Consider the following 15,724-nt stretch of genomic DNA (forward strand, 5'->3'; position numbering starts at 1 on the left):
GGTAGCACATAGGTCAAGACTTAGAGAAATATAACGCAAAAAAAACCGAGATCATGTCTCGGTTTTTTAGGTGTAATATTTCGCGTATTACTTAATGCAGTTTAAGCTTAGGCTTAACGACCTTACCAATTTTTTGCGCTGCCATGATAACGGTGGCTTTAAACCAGCCATGAATTGCAATAAGGTGCAGACGATATAGGGAAACATAGACAAAGCGTGCAATACGTCCTTCGATAAACATAGAGCCCCCCATTAAATTGCCCATTAGATTCCCCACTGTACTGTAACGACTTAAATTTACCAGAGACCCATAATCCTTATAGGTATATTCTTTAAGCGGCTCGCTTAAGAAGGATGCTTTGATGTTATCAAAGACTAACGAGGCCATTTGATGCGCTGACTGAGCACGTGGTGGAACAAAAGAGCCATCAGCTTGCTTACAAGCACAGCAGTCGCCAATCACATAAATGTTTTCAAAAGCCGTGGTTTGTAGTGTGCCTTTTACTAGAATTTGATTATTTCGTGTGGTTTCAAAACCGTCAATTTTCGCCACAAAATCCGGCGCCTTCACTCCAGCCGCCCATATCATTAGATCGGCTTCTATGTTGGTCTCATCCGCTGTTTGAAAGCCACCATCATACGCACGCACAACACGTGTGTTTTTACTAACAGTCACCCCTAGTCGAATCAATTCTTTGGTTGCTAAGGCGGCAATACGATCTGGCAGTGCTGGCAATATTCGAGGTCCCGCTTCGATCAATTGGATATTGACACGTTTCCCCGACATTTCTGGCATACCGTAAGCTTTAAGCATATCGGCCACATGAAACAACTCAGCTGATAATTCAACTCCCGTTGCACCACCACCAACTATGGCAAGCTTCAATTTTGCATCCGTTCCCTCTTGATGAATACGCAAAAACTGGTTCAGCAATGCTTGCTGAAAACGCTCTGCTTGCTTGTGCGAATCCAAAAAATAACAATGGTTCGATACACCTGGTGTACCAAAATCATTACTGACACTGCCCACAGCCATAACAAGAATGTCATAAGAAATCGTACGTTCGGGTAACACTATGTGCCCCATGTCATCCGACAGAGAGTCTAATGTTAAAGTCTTCGCTTCAGGATCAACCGCCATTAAAGTTCCTAGTTGAAACTGATAATGATGCTTTGCAGCATGAGCTCGGTAGTTGACACCATCGTTGTTGATGTCTAAAGAACCCGTTGCCACTTCATGCAATAGCGGCTTCCAGATATGCGTCTGACTTCTATCAATCAGGACAACTTCGGCTTGGCGTTTTTTGCCAAAAGTATGGCCCAGCTTGGTGATTAGCTCTAGGCCACCTGCTCCACCACCAACCACTACGATTTTTTTCATGTAAAATCCCCTATAAACCTTGAGTAATCTGGAAAATACTCGGTGAGCCCTTTCCAGATTGCACAAATGGTGTTTCCGAAAAAGTGCTATCTGATCCTTTGCGCCAATAACTTATCGAGTGTATTCGCAAACGCCATTCTATCCTGCTGATTAAACGTCGCGGGGCCACCAGTCTGGATACCTGAAGAGCGCATCTGTTCCATAAAATCACGCATACTTAGCCGCTGTTTAATATTTTCTTTTGTGTAAAGTTCACCACGCGGATTAATCGCTAAGGCTCCTTTTTCTATGACTTCTGAGGCCAATGGAATATCTGCTGTAATCACTAAATCCTGAACATCAATATTTTCGACAATATAATTGTCGGCAACATCAAAGCCGGAGCTAACCACACGCCGTTCAATCCATTTTGATGGCGGGATAGCAATAGCCTGATTAGCAACAAGGATACAAGGGATTTGCACACGTTCAGCAGCACGAAAAAGAATGGTTTTGATAACATTTGGACAGGCGTCGGCATCGACCCAAAGGCGCATAGTGTTCCCCTTTTTTGTAGGTCACCATTATTAAACAGCCTGAGAGTGAAATCCAGTAGTGAATAAGAACAAACGGAGCACATCCAAGTAATCCGTTTGCGTAACCGCTAGAGAGCAAGTGAAAACAGCGCTACATATTCGGGTAATTAGGCCCGCCAGCCCCTTCAGGTGTTACCCATGTGATATTTTGTGCAGGATCTTTAATGTCACATGTTTTGCAATGAATACAGTTTTGCGAGTTAATTTGAAAAATCGATTCGTTATTCGATTCTACCACCTCATACACACCTGCTGGACAATAAAACTGAGCGGGCTCATTGTATTTTGGAAGATTGCTTTGAATTGGAATATTGGGGTCTTTTAGTTGCAAATGACAAGGCTGATTCTCTTCGTGATTTGTATTGGATAAAAACACCGAAGACAATTTATCAAAGCTTAACAAACCATCCGGTTTTTTATATTCCGGAGCAATATGTTTTTCAGCAGGCTCAGTAGACGCATAGTCTGGTGTCATATCATTGAAGGTGAAAGGCAAGCCTCCAGCAAAAAAGTTTTGATCAAGCCAGTTATAAGCCCCACCCCAGAAGGTTCCTAGTTTATGCATCACAGGAACAAAATTACGAGCTTGTTGCAACTCTTTACCTAACCAAGAATCTTTTAATATGGCATTAAATTCCAGTAATTCCGCAGGCGGAGTTTCTAATTGCAAAGCATTAAAAATACTCTCTGCCGCTAACATACCGCTCTTCATCGCTGTGTGCGTGCCTTTAATTTTGGCAGGATTAAGCGTACCAGCATCACAACCAATTACCAAACCACCTGGAAAACTCATTTTAGGCAAAGATGCCCAACCGCCTTTTGCAATGGCACGAGCACCGTAGGATACGCGTTTGGCACCCTTTAGATGCTCTGAAATAATGGGATGATGTTTGTATTTTTGAAACTCATCGTATGGACTCAGATAAGGGTTTTTGTAATTCAGGTCAACAATCAGACCCACTACTACCTGATTATTTTCCAAATGATACAAAAATCCGCCGCCACCGGCTTCTTTGCCCAATGGCCAACCCGCAGTATGAATCACAGTACCCGGCTTACTTTGAGACGCTGGGACATCCCATAATTCTTTAATGCCAAGCCCATAGTGTTGTGGCGCTTTATCTTTATCTAACTCAAAACGGGCTATAAGCTCTTTGCCCAAATGCCCTCGGCAACCTTCGGCAAAAAGCGTGTATTTTGCTTTCAGCAACATGCCCGGCATGAATCCATCTTTCTCACTACCGTCTTCGGCTAAGCCCATATCGCCTGTGACAATACCTTCGACATGGCCATTTTCATTGTAAGCGAGATGAGCGGCGGAAAACCCTGGGAAAATTTCAACACCTAATGCCTCTGCTTGCTCCGCGAGCCATCGACAGAGGTTCCCTAGACTAATGACATAGTTACCATCATTATGCAGCGTTTTCGGTATCATCCATTGACTAAACTGCTTTGCAGTACTGTCTGAACCAAGCCAATAAAGCTCATCTTGATTCACTTTGGTATGTAATGGTGCGCCCATGGCTTGCCAATCTGGAAATAATTCAGCTAAGGCTTTTTGATCAATGACAGCACCAGATAGAATATGAGCGCCTATTTCAGAGCCTTTTTCAACCAAACATACACTGATTTCTTTCTCTTCGATTTTGGCTCTTTGCATGATGCGACAGGCCGCAGATAATCCAGCAGGGCCACCTCCAACGATCACAACATCAAACTCCATCACTTCTCTATCGGTCATATTGCCTCCCAACACGGATACTTTTTTATTTTAAGGCATTCTTTTATCAAAGACTTTTACCCACAACAAAAGATAAGAGTCTTTATGAATGATGCTTTTATCGATTGAAAGCATTTTTGTTTAAATTGTCAACAGTTGTCTTGCCAAACATTATTTCATGCGCATAACCAAATGCCCTTGGCAAAACATGATCGCAGTAAAAATATACCGAATGCTGCCAAGAAGCCTTTTGCATGTCATCTAACCGAACATTCTCCTTAGCTGAATGCAAAGCCCTCATCTGCAACCAAGCACCGACTAAATACCCCATTAACATCATATAAGGATAAGCTAAGCCGGTTCCCAAAACAGAATCTTTTTGCATAGCATCGAGACAAGCCTGAGTAGCCTCTTTGGCTTTTTCCAACACTGCGTTCACCTTTTCAGCATAGGGTGCCATTTCCGACCCTTTCCATAGAGCCAGTTCGGCCTCAATATCGGCAAGCAAAGACAACATTCCTTCGCCTTTATCAGAATGCAATTTGCGTCCAATTAAATCGATGGCTTGTATGCCATTAGTCCCTTCATAGATGGGAAGAATTCGTGCATCGCGGGCATGTTGGGCCACGCCGGTCTCTTCAATAAAACCCATTCCACCGTGAACCTGGATGGCCAATGATGTTACTTCTTGAGCTTGCTCAGTGATCCAGCCTTTTACGATCGGAGTGAATAACGCCGTTCTTATGATTGCCTGTTTTTGCACTTCCCCTGTCGCAAAATGCGACAAATCATTCTCAACAGCCGCTACGTATATAAGGGATCGCATGGCATCAATTTGAGACTTCATCATCATCAACATACGTAATACATCTGGATGTTCAATAATCGCAGCACGGCCTGTGCGGCTGGCGTTCATCCCTTGTTTGCGCTCAATGGCATACGCCAAAGCTTGTTGATAAGCTCTTTCAGAAATCGCCAAGCCTTGTAGACCAACGCCCTGTCTTGCGTTATTCATCATGGTGAACATGGCTTTTATGCCATCGTTTTCTTTGCCTACAAGATAGCCAATTGCACCTTCCTGATCACCAAAGCTCATCACACATGTTGGTGAGGCATTAATGCCTAATTTATGCTCAACAGAAACCACATGAACGTCATTGCGTTCAGCAGGAGCCCCCTGTTCATTGAGTAAAAATTTGGGCACGATAAACAAAGAAATACCTTTTACACCTTCAGGTGCACCAGGCAGACGAGCGAGCACTAAATGAATGATATTGTCACTCATCTGATGATCACCCCAAGTAATATAGATCTTTTGTCCTTTGATACGAAACACATCACCATCAGGAATGGCTTTACAAGCAATGGCGGCAAGATCAGACCCGGCAGAAGGCTCAGTAAGATTCATCGTTCCCGCCCATTCACCTGCTAACATCTTAGGAAGATAACGATTTTTCAGTGCATCACTGGCGTGTTGGTTAATGGCTTCAATCGCGCCCAAGCTCAGTAGTGGACAAAGTGAAAAGGCTAAATTAGCCGCTTGTACGCCTTCGTTGACCGCAGTAGCAACATAAGAAGGTAGACCTTGACCGCCGTATTCAGGATCACCCGAAAGTCCGATCCATCCCCCCTCAGCATAAGCTTGGAAAGCAGCTTTAAACCCTTTTGCTTCGATGACCTCACCCTGCTCGACTCTTGATCCTTCTTTATCACCACTGGCGTTAATTGGAGCAATGACCTGTTCCGCCAACTTTCCAGCCTCGCTAAGAATAGCTTCCAACAGGTCTTCATCGACCGCATCATCTAAATAAGGGTTTAAACGCTCTATTTGAGCAACTGACTGCAAACTGAATAAAATATCGTTGATTGGGTATTTGTATTCGCTCATTTTTTATTCTCCGGTTAATTATCCGAGCGGATCTAAAAATCTCTCTTAACAGAATGGTAAAAGATGGCAAATATCTCAATAACAATTCAGTGCTTTATTTCTAACAAATACAATCAGCCTCTTAAAAATAAAACCAAGAACGTACAGATTACGGGCGTTTCATCGCTTTACCAAACTTTAAGTATTCCTCACTTTTTCGATATTCTCCCGGTGTCATCCCCGTCCATTTTTTAAAGGAGCGAAAAAAAGCACTTGGCTCATCAAAGCCCATTAAGGCGGCAATATCATTGATACTAAGTTGAGGCGCATTCATGTAAGTAATGGCCGCTTCCTTGCGACAATCATCCTTAATATGCTGATAAGAGGTTTTTTCATCGTTCAGGCGTCGACGTAATGTAGACACACTCATGTTAAGTGCACTGGCGACTTCTTCAGCACTTGGCATTTCCCGAGAAAAGTCTTTTCCTAGCATCGCCATTACTTGTGATTTTAAACTGTTATCATTTTCAACCATCACCAACAACTGATAAGGCGCGGTTTTTAAAAAACCTCGTAGACTGTCTTCTGTTTGCACAATCGGCATATCAAGATAGCTGGCGGGAAACACTAACGCATTCGCATGCTGATTGAACTTTACTTCTGATTGAAAAAGCGTCTTGTAGTATTCAACATCATCAGGACGCTCACTGGTAAAATATGCCGCTTTCAAATTTAAACGGCGGCCAATGAGCCAGCAAATGAAGTGATGCCACATGGATAGCGTGGTCCTCAGTTGCTCTTTTGACTCTGGGACAACTAAGCTATCTATATTTTCAACAGACGAGTCTAATGGGGCAAAGGTAACCATGGCGAAGCGACCTTTTTTTATCAAAACAGGCTTCACTGTTGGCCCTCGACAAATTTCATAGAAATCACTGCATCGGTACAAAGCATGCGCCAAGCTTCTAGCATGAATGATGCAAAGACACATCATCCTAAATGTGCCGTTGGGTACTTTTCCACCACTCAGCATGCCAAAAGATTCATCTTGCATCAGCCACATAATTTTCTGATACAGCATCCCGTATCGATAGGCAGAGAAAGAGTCATTTTGCTCTATTTCATCTTGCGCTATATCTAAACTGGCCAATACGGCTTGACGATCCAGTCCTTGTTCTTCAACGGCTTTTAATAGATAACGAACACTCGACATTGGCACAGAAGCTTTCACATTACTCACCTTGTAAAACGAATTCTTATTGTATTGCACTGTTTCTTTAAAATATAAAGCTAAACAAAAAGTTAGCATAAAAAAAGGCTGCATAAGCAGCCTTTTTTCATTTTACTTTTTTTACTTACTTTTCTTCAGTAAAAGCAGACAATAATTCGTCTAATGACAAATCATCACTACCAGTGTCTAACTCTTTAGACTGAGCCTCTGTTTTCGCTTGCTCTGCTTTTTCATCAACAGGTTTTACGAATACAAAGCGACGTGGGCGTACAGGCGCTGCTCCAACTTCTTTTTCAGGAAGTAGGCCTAGACGTTCAAGTTTTTTGTGCGCTTGTTCTTTGCGTTCCTTGGCTTTTTTTGTCACAAAACGACGAGTTGATGAGGCTTTGCGAGCTTTATTTTGCTCTTTCATCATCTCTTTTGAGCCAGTTTTACCAAGTTTGCCACGCATACTGCGCGATTTTTTAACACGAGCCATAATATCCTCACTTTATCGCGCGCATTGTAGCAGTGAATTCACGCTAGGTCATCCAGCAGAACTAGCAATTTGCTTTAAAAGCACCATGACCAATCTTTCTTTGACCGCCCACTTCTCCTAACCATTTTTTGACGTCAGCCTCATTATCGGCCTGTAACGCGCCTTCTAGGTTTTTCAATATCACGATAGTATCGTCAACCACTTTCGTAAATTTATCTTGTTGCTGTGCTAACGCATCTCCTTGCAAATTTTCCGCTGTAAACTTATAAGGCGTTTCACCACGAGATTTTTCAAAATAACTAATTAAGGTAGTGACTCGTTGTGCAGCAGCATCATTGTCACCTGACTTCACATCTGATGACATGGCCTGCATTTCATTTTTTATATTTTCCATGTAGCCATGCAGTGCCGTTTCATCACAAGAAGGATTGGCAAACAATACCGACGAACAAGACATTGACACTATCGTAGCCGCTAGAAGACCTTTTTTCATAAGTACACACCTTTTATTTCAGAATACAAAACATTCAACTGACTTTAAAATAGCATTCTCTGTGAAAAAAACATCTACTTTATTGTAACTAAGGTCATTTGATCTACACCTTGGCTAGCGTATGATTTGTCAGGATTGATAGATTTTATGATAGAACATCGCTGGAGTTGATTATTTGTAATTTTAAACAAGTATTCGCTACCGTATTAGGATTAGCGTTAAGTAATGTCGTGATGGCCGAGTGCGCTGACTTTAATGCCAAAATAGCCGCTGATAAAAGTGCGCAAAAATACGTAAGCGGTAAAACGTTCAAAAACGCTCGGGTGTTGAAAAAGCATCTACCCAGTAAACGCAAAGAAGTCGCCAGCTATGTTTATGTCAAAGCTGACGACCTCTATTATACCGTGTATTCTTTAGTGAACTCTGATTGTGACGCTGAGATAATCAAGAGAACTAATGGTAAGCATTAGTCTTTTGATGGTCTTGTCACTTTTTGTTTTTTTCAGGCTTTTTTGGCTTATCTGCTTTTTTATTTTTTTCGGACTCCTCTTCGGATGAATCATCCTCTTCTTCGTCCTCGTCCTCTTCTTCTCCGAGTTTAGATATTTCTTCTAAACGCTGAATCACTCGGGCAGAAAGAGTCCCTTCAGGGTAATCACCTTCTTCATTAACCTGGCCAGGCTCTATTCCTGTCAATAGATGCAAAGCTTCATCCGCGGTTGAAATAGCATAGACATGAAACTTACCCGCTTTCACCGCCTCGACAATCTCATCGCTTAACATGAGATTAATCGTATTCGATTTAGGGATAATGACACCTTGTGTTCCCGTTAAGCCACGAGCATGACAAACACTGAAGAAACCTTCAATCTTTTCATTTACGCCACCAATTGCTTGAACTTCGCCGTATTGATTTAATGATCCGGTAATTGCAAGATCTTGGCGTAATGGCACTTGTATCAAAGCAGAAAGCAAACAGCATAACTCTGCCGTAGATGCACTGTCCCCATCAACATAGCCATAACTTTGTTCCATGGCAATTGAAGCCGAGATATCCAATGGGAAACGCTGGGCATATTTATTACCAAGGTATCCAGACAGAATGAGAACGCCTTTAGAGTGAATATTCTGGCCTAGGTTAGACTCTCGCTCTATGTCAATGATTCCCTTACCACCAGGGTAGACGGTAGTAGAGATACGCGCTGGCGCGCCAAAGCTACTATCTCCAATTTGCATTACCGTAAGACCGTTGATTTTACCAACTGCGTAGCCATCACTTTCCAACAGGACTGTGCCTTCTATAATCTCTTCGATTATTTTTTCACTGACTCGTCCTGTGCGGTGCTTTTTCGCTTTTAACGCTCGCGTAATGTGATCCGCTGTAATTTCACTGTCTTTAGCCATCTGACGCACAAAATCTGCTTCGCCTAATAACTCAAAGACATCACCAATTTTTGCCGCCATTTCACGCTGATGCTCTGCTAAACGACTGCTGTATTCGATCAAAGCAGCGACACCATCACGAGTCACATTTGCGTACTCTTCTTTGTCCACTCTATCTTTCATCAAACGAGCAAAAGACAATTCAGACTCTTTAGAACGCTTTAATGTATCGTCAAAATCGACTAAGACACGAAACATTTCTTGAAAATCAGGGTCTGCATCCTGTAATAAATAATAAATATCCCGAGCACCTATTAACACTACCTTTACTTGTAAAGGTAGATTTTGAGGCGACAGCGTCATGGTATTCATCAATCCCATGTCAGCATAAGGGTGCTCAATTTTAATGGTTTTACTTTTCAATGCTCGTTTAAGTGCTTCCCAAAGATAATGATCCGTCAGCAGTTTTTCTGCATCTAAAATCAAATAGCCTCCATTGGCGGCATGCAAACTTCCAGATCGAATTAAGCGATAATTGGTTACCAACATACCTTGATCACTGCTGTGCTCGACCTGCCCAAATAAATTACGATAGGTTGGGTGGGGTTCGTATACCACTGGTTGACCGCCATTCGGCTTATGGGTAATCGCAATATTTGGCAAATACAGCTCTTCATAAAACTGTCGACGCCCTATTTCATCACGATTTTCAGAAGCCTTGTCATCCGCCATCTGGTCGATAATGGTTTTGTCTAGATCTTCTCTAAGTGCGGTTAAATAGGCACTGATATCGGCATTGTCTTGGTATTTTTCAAACAAACCGGACATCAAAGGATCAAGTGCTTCTTTTACCGTATCTAAGTTAAGCTGACGAATGAGCTCATAAGTGGCACGTTTCCATTGAGGTAAGCCTAACAATTCTTCGTTTAGCAGTCCTTCAAGGGTTGATACACCTTCTTGAAAGGCATCGCGCTCATCATCGGTCAGAGAAGCAAATTCATTTTCCTCTAATGCTTTACCATCTTTCATTGGTGCGAAACTAACAGAAGAGGCATCACGAAACATCGCCACGCCAATTTTCCCAGAAACACGCTCCACCTTATTAATCGCGGCTTCGTATTGATCATTAAAAGCACGATCAATGACACTTTTTTGCTGCTGGTATGATGGGTTTTCAAACGCGGCAGGAAAAGTCGCCATTAAGCCATCAATTAATGCACGGATCTCTTTTTCAAACTCAGAGGATTGACCAGGTGAAAACTCGATCGCTTTTGGGCGATGGCTCTCAGTAAAATTATTGACGTAAGCCCATTCATTTGGTGCTGGGCGACGTTTCGCTTCACTTTTAAGATAACTCATCACATAGGATGAACGACCCGTACCTGAGTCCCCCATGGCAAAAATATTGTAACCTGGTCGTTGCATGGCAACGCCAAATTGAATGGCTTCAACCGCACGTTCTTGACCCAAAATACCGTTAAGAGGCTCAATATCATTTAATGTTTTAAACGTTAAATGGTCGGCTGGCACTTTGGCTGATAACGCCTGATAAGGCAGAGAGGTAACCATGTTGGACATCAATGGACTTCCTTTTGTTTAACAAGCTTCTCGCTTGCGAAAGAAAACAATAGTCTTCTTCTAAAATTTTTAAATAATGACAATGTGTTGAGACTACCACCGCGCCGATTCTTCGCCTAGAGCCACACCTTTTATTATGCTCAAAGCTGTAACTGATGTTGTGGATCGACCTTAGTAAACACGCGATGAAAGTTAGCCGCTGTCGCTTCTAGTAGTGCTTCATAGCGAATGCCTTTTAAATCAGCCACATATTGTGCGATTTCTGAAACGTATTTCGGCTCATTTTTCTTGCCGCGATACGGTACAGGAGCTAGATAAGGAGAATCTGTTTCAATAATCAAGGAATCTAGAGGCAATTTGCGCACAGTTTCTTTTAAATCATCGGCGGCTTTAAAGGTCACAATCCCAGAAATAGAAATCAAGTAATTTTCATCCACTGCCGCTTTCGCCATCTCATAATCTTCCGTAAAGCAATGCAGCACGCCAGCGCTATTCACGTTACCATGCTGTCTAATCAGCGACAAAGTATCATCCTTGGCATTCCGAGTGTGTACTATGATAGGTAACCCTAACTCCCCGCCGGCTTTTAAATGATGCATGAAGCTGATTTTCTGCGCCTCATGAGCGGCATCAGAGGCTTCATAGAAATAATCTAACCCTGTCTCTCCAATGGCAATGACTTTGGGATTATTGGCGTATTCACGCAATAGACCATCACTTGTGATCAAACCATCACTTTGCAAAGGATGTACACCACAACTGGCATAGACGCCGTTGCGTTTTGTGAACTCTAACAATATTGGCATCTTATTAAGATCAACAGAGATGCTGAGTAATTGCCTAACACCTTTGTTATAAGCCGCATCAAGCGCGCCTTTTATATCATGGTTGTAAGGTTCTAAATCCAGCATATCGAGATGACAATGAGTATCAATTAACATAAAAACGTTACCACTGATTCAGTTCATGCGTGAGTTGCATAATAGGGTTTAAATTGGTTTTTTGAAGGTCTGATTTCAATCTTTGCAAAGACTGATACCGTGCCATTAAAGACTGGATGCCCAGTCGTGTCATTAATGCCTTATAGATATCTTGAAGGGCCTCATCGATTGGCGCGCCTGTGGAGTGCAAAATACATTGATGAAGGATGGCGGCCAAACCATTGCAATAATCGTCGATGTTATTACTATCCAAACCCTTTAATACATCGCTTGCTGGTGTTGCCCCTTGCAGCATCGATGCGAGCTGATGAGGTAAATTTGCAAACAAAGAAACCTTTCCTTGCTGCTGAATGGCCAACAAACGAAAAGGCTGAGTCGTCAACCAAAACAAAGCGTTTAATGTTTGCCCTTCGGGTTGCAACATTAACCATTGTTTTACTTCAGAAGCGTTAGGTGTGGGCACATTGACCAACAAGCAGCGACTGCGTACAGTCGGTAAAAGGCTGGTCGACTGAGAGCTGGTGAGAATAAAATAAGTGCGTGGCGCGGGCTCTTCTAATGCCTTCAGAACCGCGTTCGCAGCGTTGATATTCATTGCTTGGGCATGAGTAATCAGCACAACCTTGTTTTGCCCTACCTGAGGCTTTTGGCTAATTTGGCGCACTAGGGTGCGAACTTGATCGACTTTAATTGTGGCTGCCTGTCCATCTAAAACGCGAAAATCTGGATGTGTATCCGCTTGCATTAATTGACAAGAATGGCAATGACCGCATGCCGCCGCACCATTCTGCTCACACATCAAGTCTTTGACTATTTCACGCGCTAATACCTCTTGACCAACACCATCTGCCCCAGTAATTAACAAAGCATGAGAAAGACGACTGGTTTGTTTTAAGGCTTGAACTTGTCGCAAACAAGGCATTAGCCAATGGGCAAGCTCTGTCATCTACACGTCACCAGACCAAACATTGCGCAACAATAATAGTTGCTCTTCAATTTGTGTTTTTACCAAATCCAGAGACAAACTGGCATCAATCACCTTTATTCGCTCTGGATCCAAACGTGCGCACTCGAGAAAACCCTCTCGAACTTTATGATGAAATGCCAATGACTCTTTATCCAAACGGTCTTGATGCTGACGCTGAATAACACGCTCTTGACCTAGCTCAACCGGCACGTCCAAAAGCAATGTGGCATCGGGTTTATTATCGCCAACTACCCAATTCGCCAACTGGTTCAGCATGTTGATATTGCCACCACGAGCTTTACCCTGATAAACATAGCTAGAATCCAAAAAACGATCGCTTATCACCCAAACACCTTTCTCTAAGGCTGGTTGAATTTTTTCTGCAATGTGCTGGGCTCTAGCAGCAAAAACTAACAACAATTCGGTTACATCATTTACCGCTTCTTCGCGTGGACTTAAAATCAATTGTCTAATTTCTTCTGCCAATGGCGTACCGCCGGGCTCACGAGTCATAACATAGGGGATATTATGCGCCTCTAACCAATGACGAATGCATTCGATAGCGGTTGTTTTACCGCTGCCTTCTCCACCCTCAAGCGAAATAAATTTACCTCTCATGCTAACACTCCTCTATTTCGCAATGGCTGGCGTCGAACGATAATCTTCTCGGCGCTTAAACTGAAACTCTCTTACCGCTTTATTATGTTCTTGTAGAGTTTTAGAAAAGGCATGCGTACCGTCGCCTTTAGCCACAAAATAAAGCGCATCCGTGTTGCCTGGGTTTAATGCCGCGGCAATCGCTTCTCGACCAACGTTAGCAATAGGAGTAGGCGGCAATCCATATACTCTATAGGTATTATAAGGAGAAGAATGCTGCAACCCTTTACGGGTCAAGTTACCTTTATACAGATCCCCAAGGCCGTAAATAACCGTGGGATCGGTTTGCAAACGCATGCCTTTTTCTAGTCGGCTTATAAAAACCCGTGCAATCAAAGGCCGCTCTTCAGGAACACCGGTTTCTTTCTCGATAATAGAGGCCATTACCAATGCTTCATAGGGCGATTTATAGGGTAGTTTAGCGGCCTTACTCTCCCATAAATCAGCCAATGTTTGCACCAAAAGATCATTCGCATGCTTCAAGATGCTAGCGTCAGTATCCCCTTCATGATAGCGATACGTATTAGCAAAAAACTGCCCTTCAGAATGTGGAGACGTGAGCCCTAATGTCTTAGCAATGTCTTCACTCGATAAACCCGTTAACGTCATCGTTATATTACCGCGTGCCGCCATAGCTGAAAGAAAGTCTTGAGTGGTTTTACCCTCCAATAACGTTATGGAGTAAAAAATAGATTGCCCAGAATCAAACAGAGCCATGACATCCAGTAAATTCATAGTCGGTTCTATCGCATATTTACCGACCTTGGGGACCCATTCAGGATCCAGCCTTGCCACAATACGCGTTAAAAAAGGGTACTTAATCCAACCATTTTCGCTCAACTTCACACCTAAACTGTAGGCGGTATCGCCTTTGCGAACCTCAAAAGTTTCAACCGAATCTAATGGAATAGTGGATGTAATTGATTTGTAAATATGGCCTACAGCAATGGCAGTGACTGCAATGCCCAAAACAACCACACGATAAAACCATTTATTAAGATAAGACCATCTTGCAAGACGAGACTTTTTAGCACGGTAAGACTTTCTAGAGCGATATGTTTTTTTCACTCGGTGTAACCGTTTAGCGCGCTTGAACCATTTAATGAACGCCATGCATATCCTTAGCTTGCATTAAAATTTGTAACTTACGAGTATGAATGCCAATTGGGAAAGATTCTCCTGAAACGCGGATAACAGGCACTATACCCATCAGACTATTGCTAATAAACACTTCGTCCGCTGCCATCAGATCGTCAAGCAAAAAATGCCCTATTTGGACCATATAATTATTTTGATTTTGTACAATAGCGCTTCGATAAGTCCCTTGCACTCCAGACAACGCAAGTGAAGGGGTATATAAAATGCCATTTTTGTACCAAAAAAGATTGCTCTGGATGCATTCTACTAACTCTTGCTTATCGTTTAGCATGATAGCTTCAAAATCATCCGGCCCCAGAAATTGCTTAGCAATAATATTTTCAAGCCTGTTTAAATGTTTCATGCCCGCAAGAAAGCGATTAGTACTAACAGGAACGGGAGAAATCGAAAGGGAGATGCCTTTATCACGTTGGTATTGATAATGTGGTGCAGGGAGGATACCAATTATAATTGAGTGAATGCAGTTTTTAGGTGCTAAATAGCCTCTCCCCCCCTCTCCACGGGTCACAATGATCTTTACAACGGACTCTTCAAGAATCAATGGCAGTACATTGGAGTGCAAAAAGTCATACAAATAATGCTTTTGGCTGAGTGTCAAAGGCATTCCAAGCTTAGCAAGCCCACGCCACAAACGCGAAAGATGATCCGAGATATGAGAAAAAAATTGGGGAAAAACACGAATAGTTTCGAAAACACCGTCGCCATAAGCCAAACCACGATCAGCAACGGAAAGAGAATTGTCTAATCTGTAATTGACGAACCAAGTCATGGCTAAAAACTCAATAAAATAAGGTTAGCTATGATAGCGTAAAAAGATGGCGTCCCATAGGGGGTTCGAACCCCTGTTACCGCCGTGAAAGGGCGGTGTCCTAGGCCTCTAGACGAATGGGACATATAAAACTTTCTTATTCAAAGAAAGTGGAGCGGGAAACGAGGCTCGAACTCGCGACCCCAACCTTGGCAAGGTTGTGCTCTACCACTGAGCTATTCCCGCATTGCTATTGCTGCTAACTTCTCAGCAATACAATTACCTTTGAAAAGGTAAAAGTGGCGTCCCATAGGGGGTTCGAACCCCTGTTACCGCCGTGAAAGGGCGGTGTCCTAGGCCTCTAGACGAATGGGACATAAACTTTTAACGACTACAAAAACATTTTTCACTTAACATGAAAGTGGCGTCCCATAGGGGGTTCGAACCCCTGTTACCGCCGTGAAAGGGCGGTGTCCTAGGCCTCTAGACGAATGGGACACAATCAGTTTTGATAAAACTGTAAACAAATCACCCTGCTATCGCTAAC

The 15,724-nt window shown here is 42.8% G+C and carries 14 protein-coding genes and 4 tRNA genes; 1 reads left to right on the top strand and 17 read right to left on the bottom strand.

Annotated features, from left to right (window positions below; all coding sequences use genetic code 11):
* Nucleotides 1-91: 91 nt before the first annotated feature.
* From DKT73_RS03225 to DKT73_RS03255, 7 genes are all read right to left on the bottom strand, one after another.
* The gene (locus DKT73_RS03225; protein ID WP_111637133.1) at nt 92-1,381 is read right to left on the bottom strand and encodes an NAD(P)/FAD-dependent oxidoreductase; all 1,290 of its coding nucleotides are present in this window, start codon (nt 1,379-1,381) and stop codon (nt 92-94) included.
* Nucleotides 1,382-1,467: 86 nt separating this feature from the next.
* Nucleotides 1,468-1,917: a YaiI/YqxD family protein gene (locus DKT73_RS03230; RefSeq protein WP_111637134.1), complete on the bottom strand. Its 450-nt coding sequence runs from the start codon at nt 1,915-1,917 to the stop codon at nt 1,468-1,470.
* 130 nt (nt 1,918-2,047) lie between these two features.
* Nucleotides 2,048-3,697 (bottom strand): electron transfer flavoprotein-ubiquinone oxidoreductase, encoded by a 1,650-nt coding sequence (locus tag DKT73_RS03235; protein WP_111637135.1) that lies wholly within the window; start codon nt 3,695-3,697, stop codon nt 2,048-2,050.
* Nucleotides 3,698-3,794: 97 nt separating this feature from the next.
* Complete coding sequence (locus tag DKT73_RS03240) at nt 3,795-5,564, bottom strand: acyl-CoA dehydrogenase family protein (protein WP_111637136.1); 1,770 nt, start codon at nt 5,562-5,564, stop codon at nt 3,795-3,797.
* Between the two features lie 148 nt (nt 5,565-5,712).
* Complete coding sequence (locus DKT73_RS03245; protein ID WP_111637183.1) at nt 5,713-6,774, bottom strand: AraC family transcriptional regulator; 1,062 nt, start codon at nt 6,772-6,774, stop codon at nt 5,713-5,715.
* 124 nt (nt 6,775-6,898) lie between these two features.
* A complete protein-coding gene (locus DKT73_RS03250) occupies nt 6,899-7,252 on the bottom strand; it encodes a hypothetical protein (RefSeq protein WP_111637137.1) in 354 nt (117 codons plus the stop codon).
* Between the two features lie 61 nt (nt 7,253-7,313).
* A complete protein-coding gene (locus DKT73_RS03255; RefSeq protein WP_111637138.1) occupies nt 7,314-7,745 on the bottom strand; it encodes a cytochrome b562 in 432 nt (143 codons plus the stop codon).
* Nucleotides 7,746-7,912: 167 nt separating this feature from the next.
* Here DKT73_RS03255 and DKT73_RS03260 point away from each other — a divergent pair, with 167 nt between their 5' ends.
* Nucleotides 7,913-8,215 carry a hypothetical protein gene (locus tag DKT73_RS03260; RefSeq protein ID WP_232827765.1) on the top strand — a complete coding sequence of 101 codons (303 nt, stop codon included), beginning with the start codon at nt 7,913-7,915 and terminating at the stop codon, nt 8,213-8,215.
* Between the two features lie 16 nt (nt 8,216-8,231).
* Here DKT73_RS03260 and DKT73_RS03265 read toward each other — a convergent pair whose 3' ends face one another.
* The 10 genes from DKT73_RS03265 to DKT73_RS03310 all read right to left on the bottom strand — a co-directional run bounded on the left by DKT73_RS03265 (nt 8,232) and on the right by DKT73_RS03310 (nt 15,675).
* Nucleotides 8,232-10,706, bottom strand: a complete 2,475-nt coding sequence (locus tag DKT73_RS03265; protein WP_111637140.1) for a Lon protease family protein — start codon at nt 10,704-10,706, stop codon at nt 8,232-8,234.
* A 140-nt stretch (nt 10,707-10,846) separates the two neighbouring features.
* Nucleotides 10,847-11,647 carry a TatD family hydrolase gene (locus tag DKT73_RS03270; RefSeq protein ID WP_111637141.1) on the bottom strand — a complete coding sequence of 267 codons (801 nt, stop codon included), beginning with the start codon at nt 11,645-11,647 and terminating at the stop codon, nt 10,847-10,849.
* Between the two features lie 7 nt (nt 11,648-11,654).
* Nucleotides 11,655-12,593: a DNA polymerase III subunit delta' gene (holB, locus tag DKT73_RS03275; RefSeq protein WP_111637142.1), complete on the bottom strand. Its 939-nt coding sequence runs from the start codon at nt 12,591-12,593 to the stop codon at nt 11,655-11,657.
* Complete coding sequence (gene tmk, locus DKT73_RS03280) at nt 12,594-13,232, bottom strand: dTMP kinase (protein ID WP_111637143.1); 639 nt, start codon at nt 13,230-13,232, stop codon at nt 12,594-12,596.
* Between the two features lie 12 nt (nt 13,233-13,244).
* The gene (gene mltG, locus DKT73_RS03285) at nt 13,245-14,384 is read right to left on the bottom strand and encodes an endolytic transglycosylase MltG (protein ID WP_111637144.1); all 1,140 of its coding nucleotides are present in this window, start codon (nt 14,382-14,384) and stop codon (nt 13,245-13,247) included.
* Entirely contained in the window at nt 14,371-15,198 is an 828-nt protein-coding gene (gene pabC / locus DKT73_RS03290) for an aminodeoxychorismate lyase (protein WP_111637145.1), read from the bottom strand. Before pabC ends, mltG begins: the two co-directional genes overlap by 14 nt.
* A 47-nt stretch (nt 15,199-15,245) precedes the next feature.
* Nucleotides 15,246-15,321 (bottom strand) — tRNA-Glu (locus DKT73_RS03295).
* 27 nt (nt 15,322-15,348) lie between these two features.
* Nucleotides 15,349-15,423, bottom strand: a tRNA-Gly gene (locus DKT73_RS03300).
* Between the two features lie 54 nt (nt 15,424-15,477).
* Nucleotides 15,478-15,553, bottom strand: a tRNA-Glu gene (locus DKT73_RS03305).
* A gap of 46 nt (nt 15,554-15,599) precedes the next feature.
* A tRNA-Glu gene (locus DKT73_RS03310) sits at nt 15,600-15,675 on the bottom strand.
* Nucleotides 15,676-15,724: the final 49 nt, after the last annotated feature.

The sequence above is a fragment of the Marinomonas shanghaiensis genome (assembly GCF_003259175.1).
GTDB lineage: Bacteria > Pseudomonadota > Gammaproteobacteria > Pseudomonadales > Marinomonadaceae > Marinomonas > Marinomonas shanghaiensis.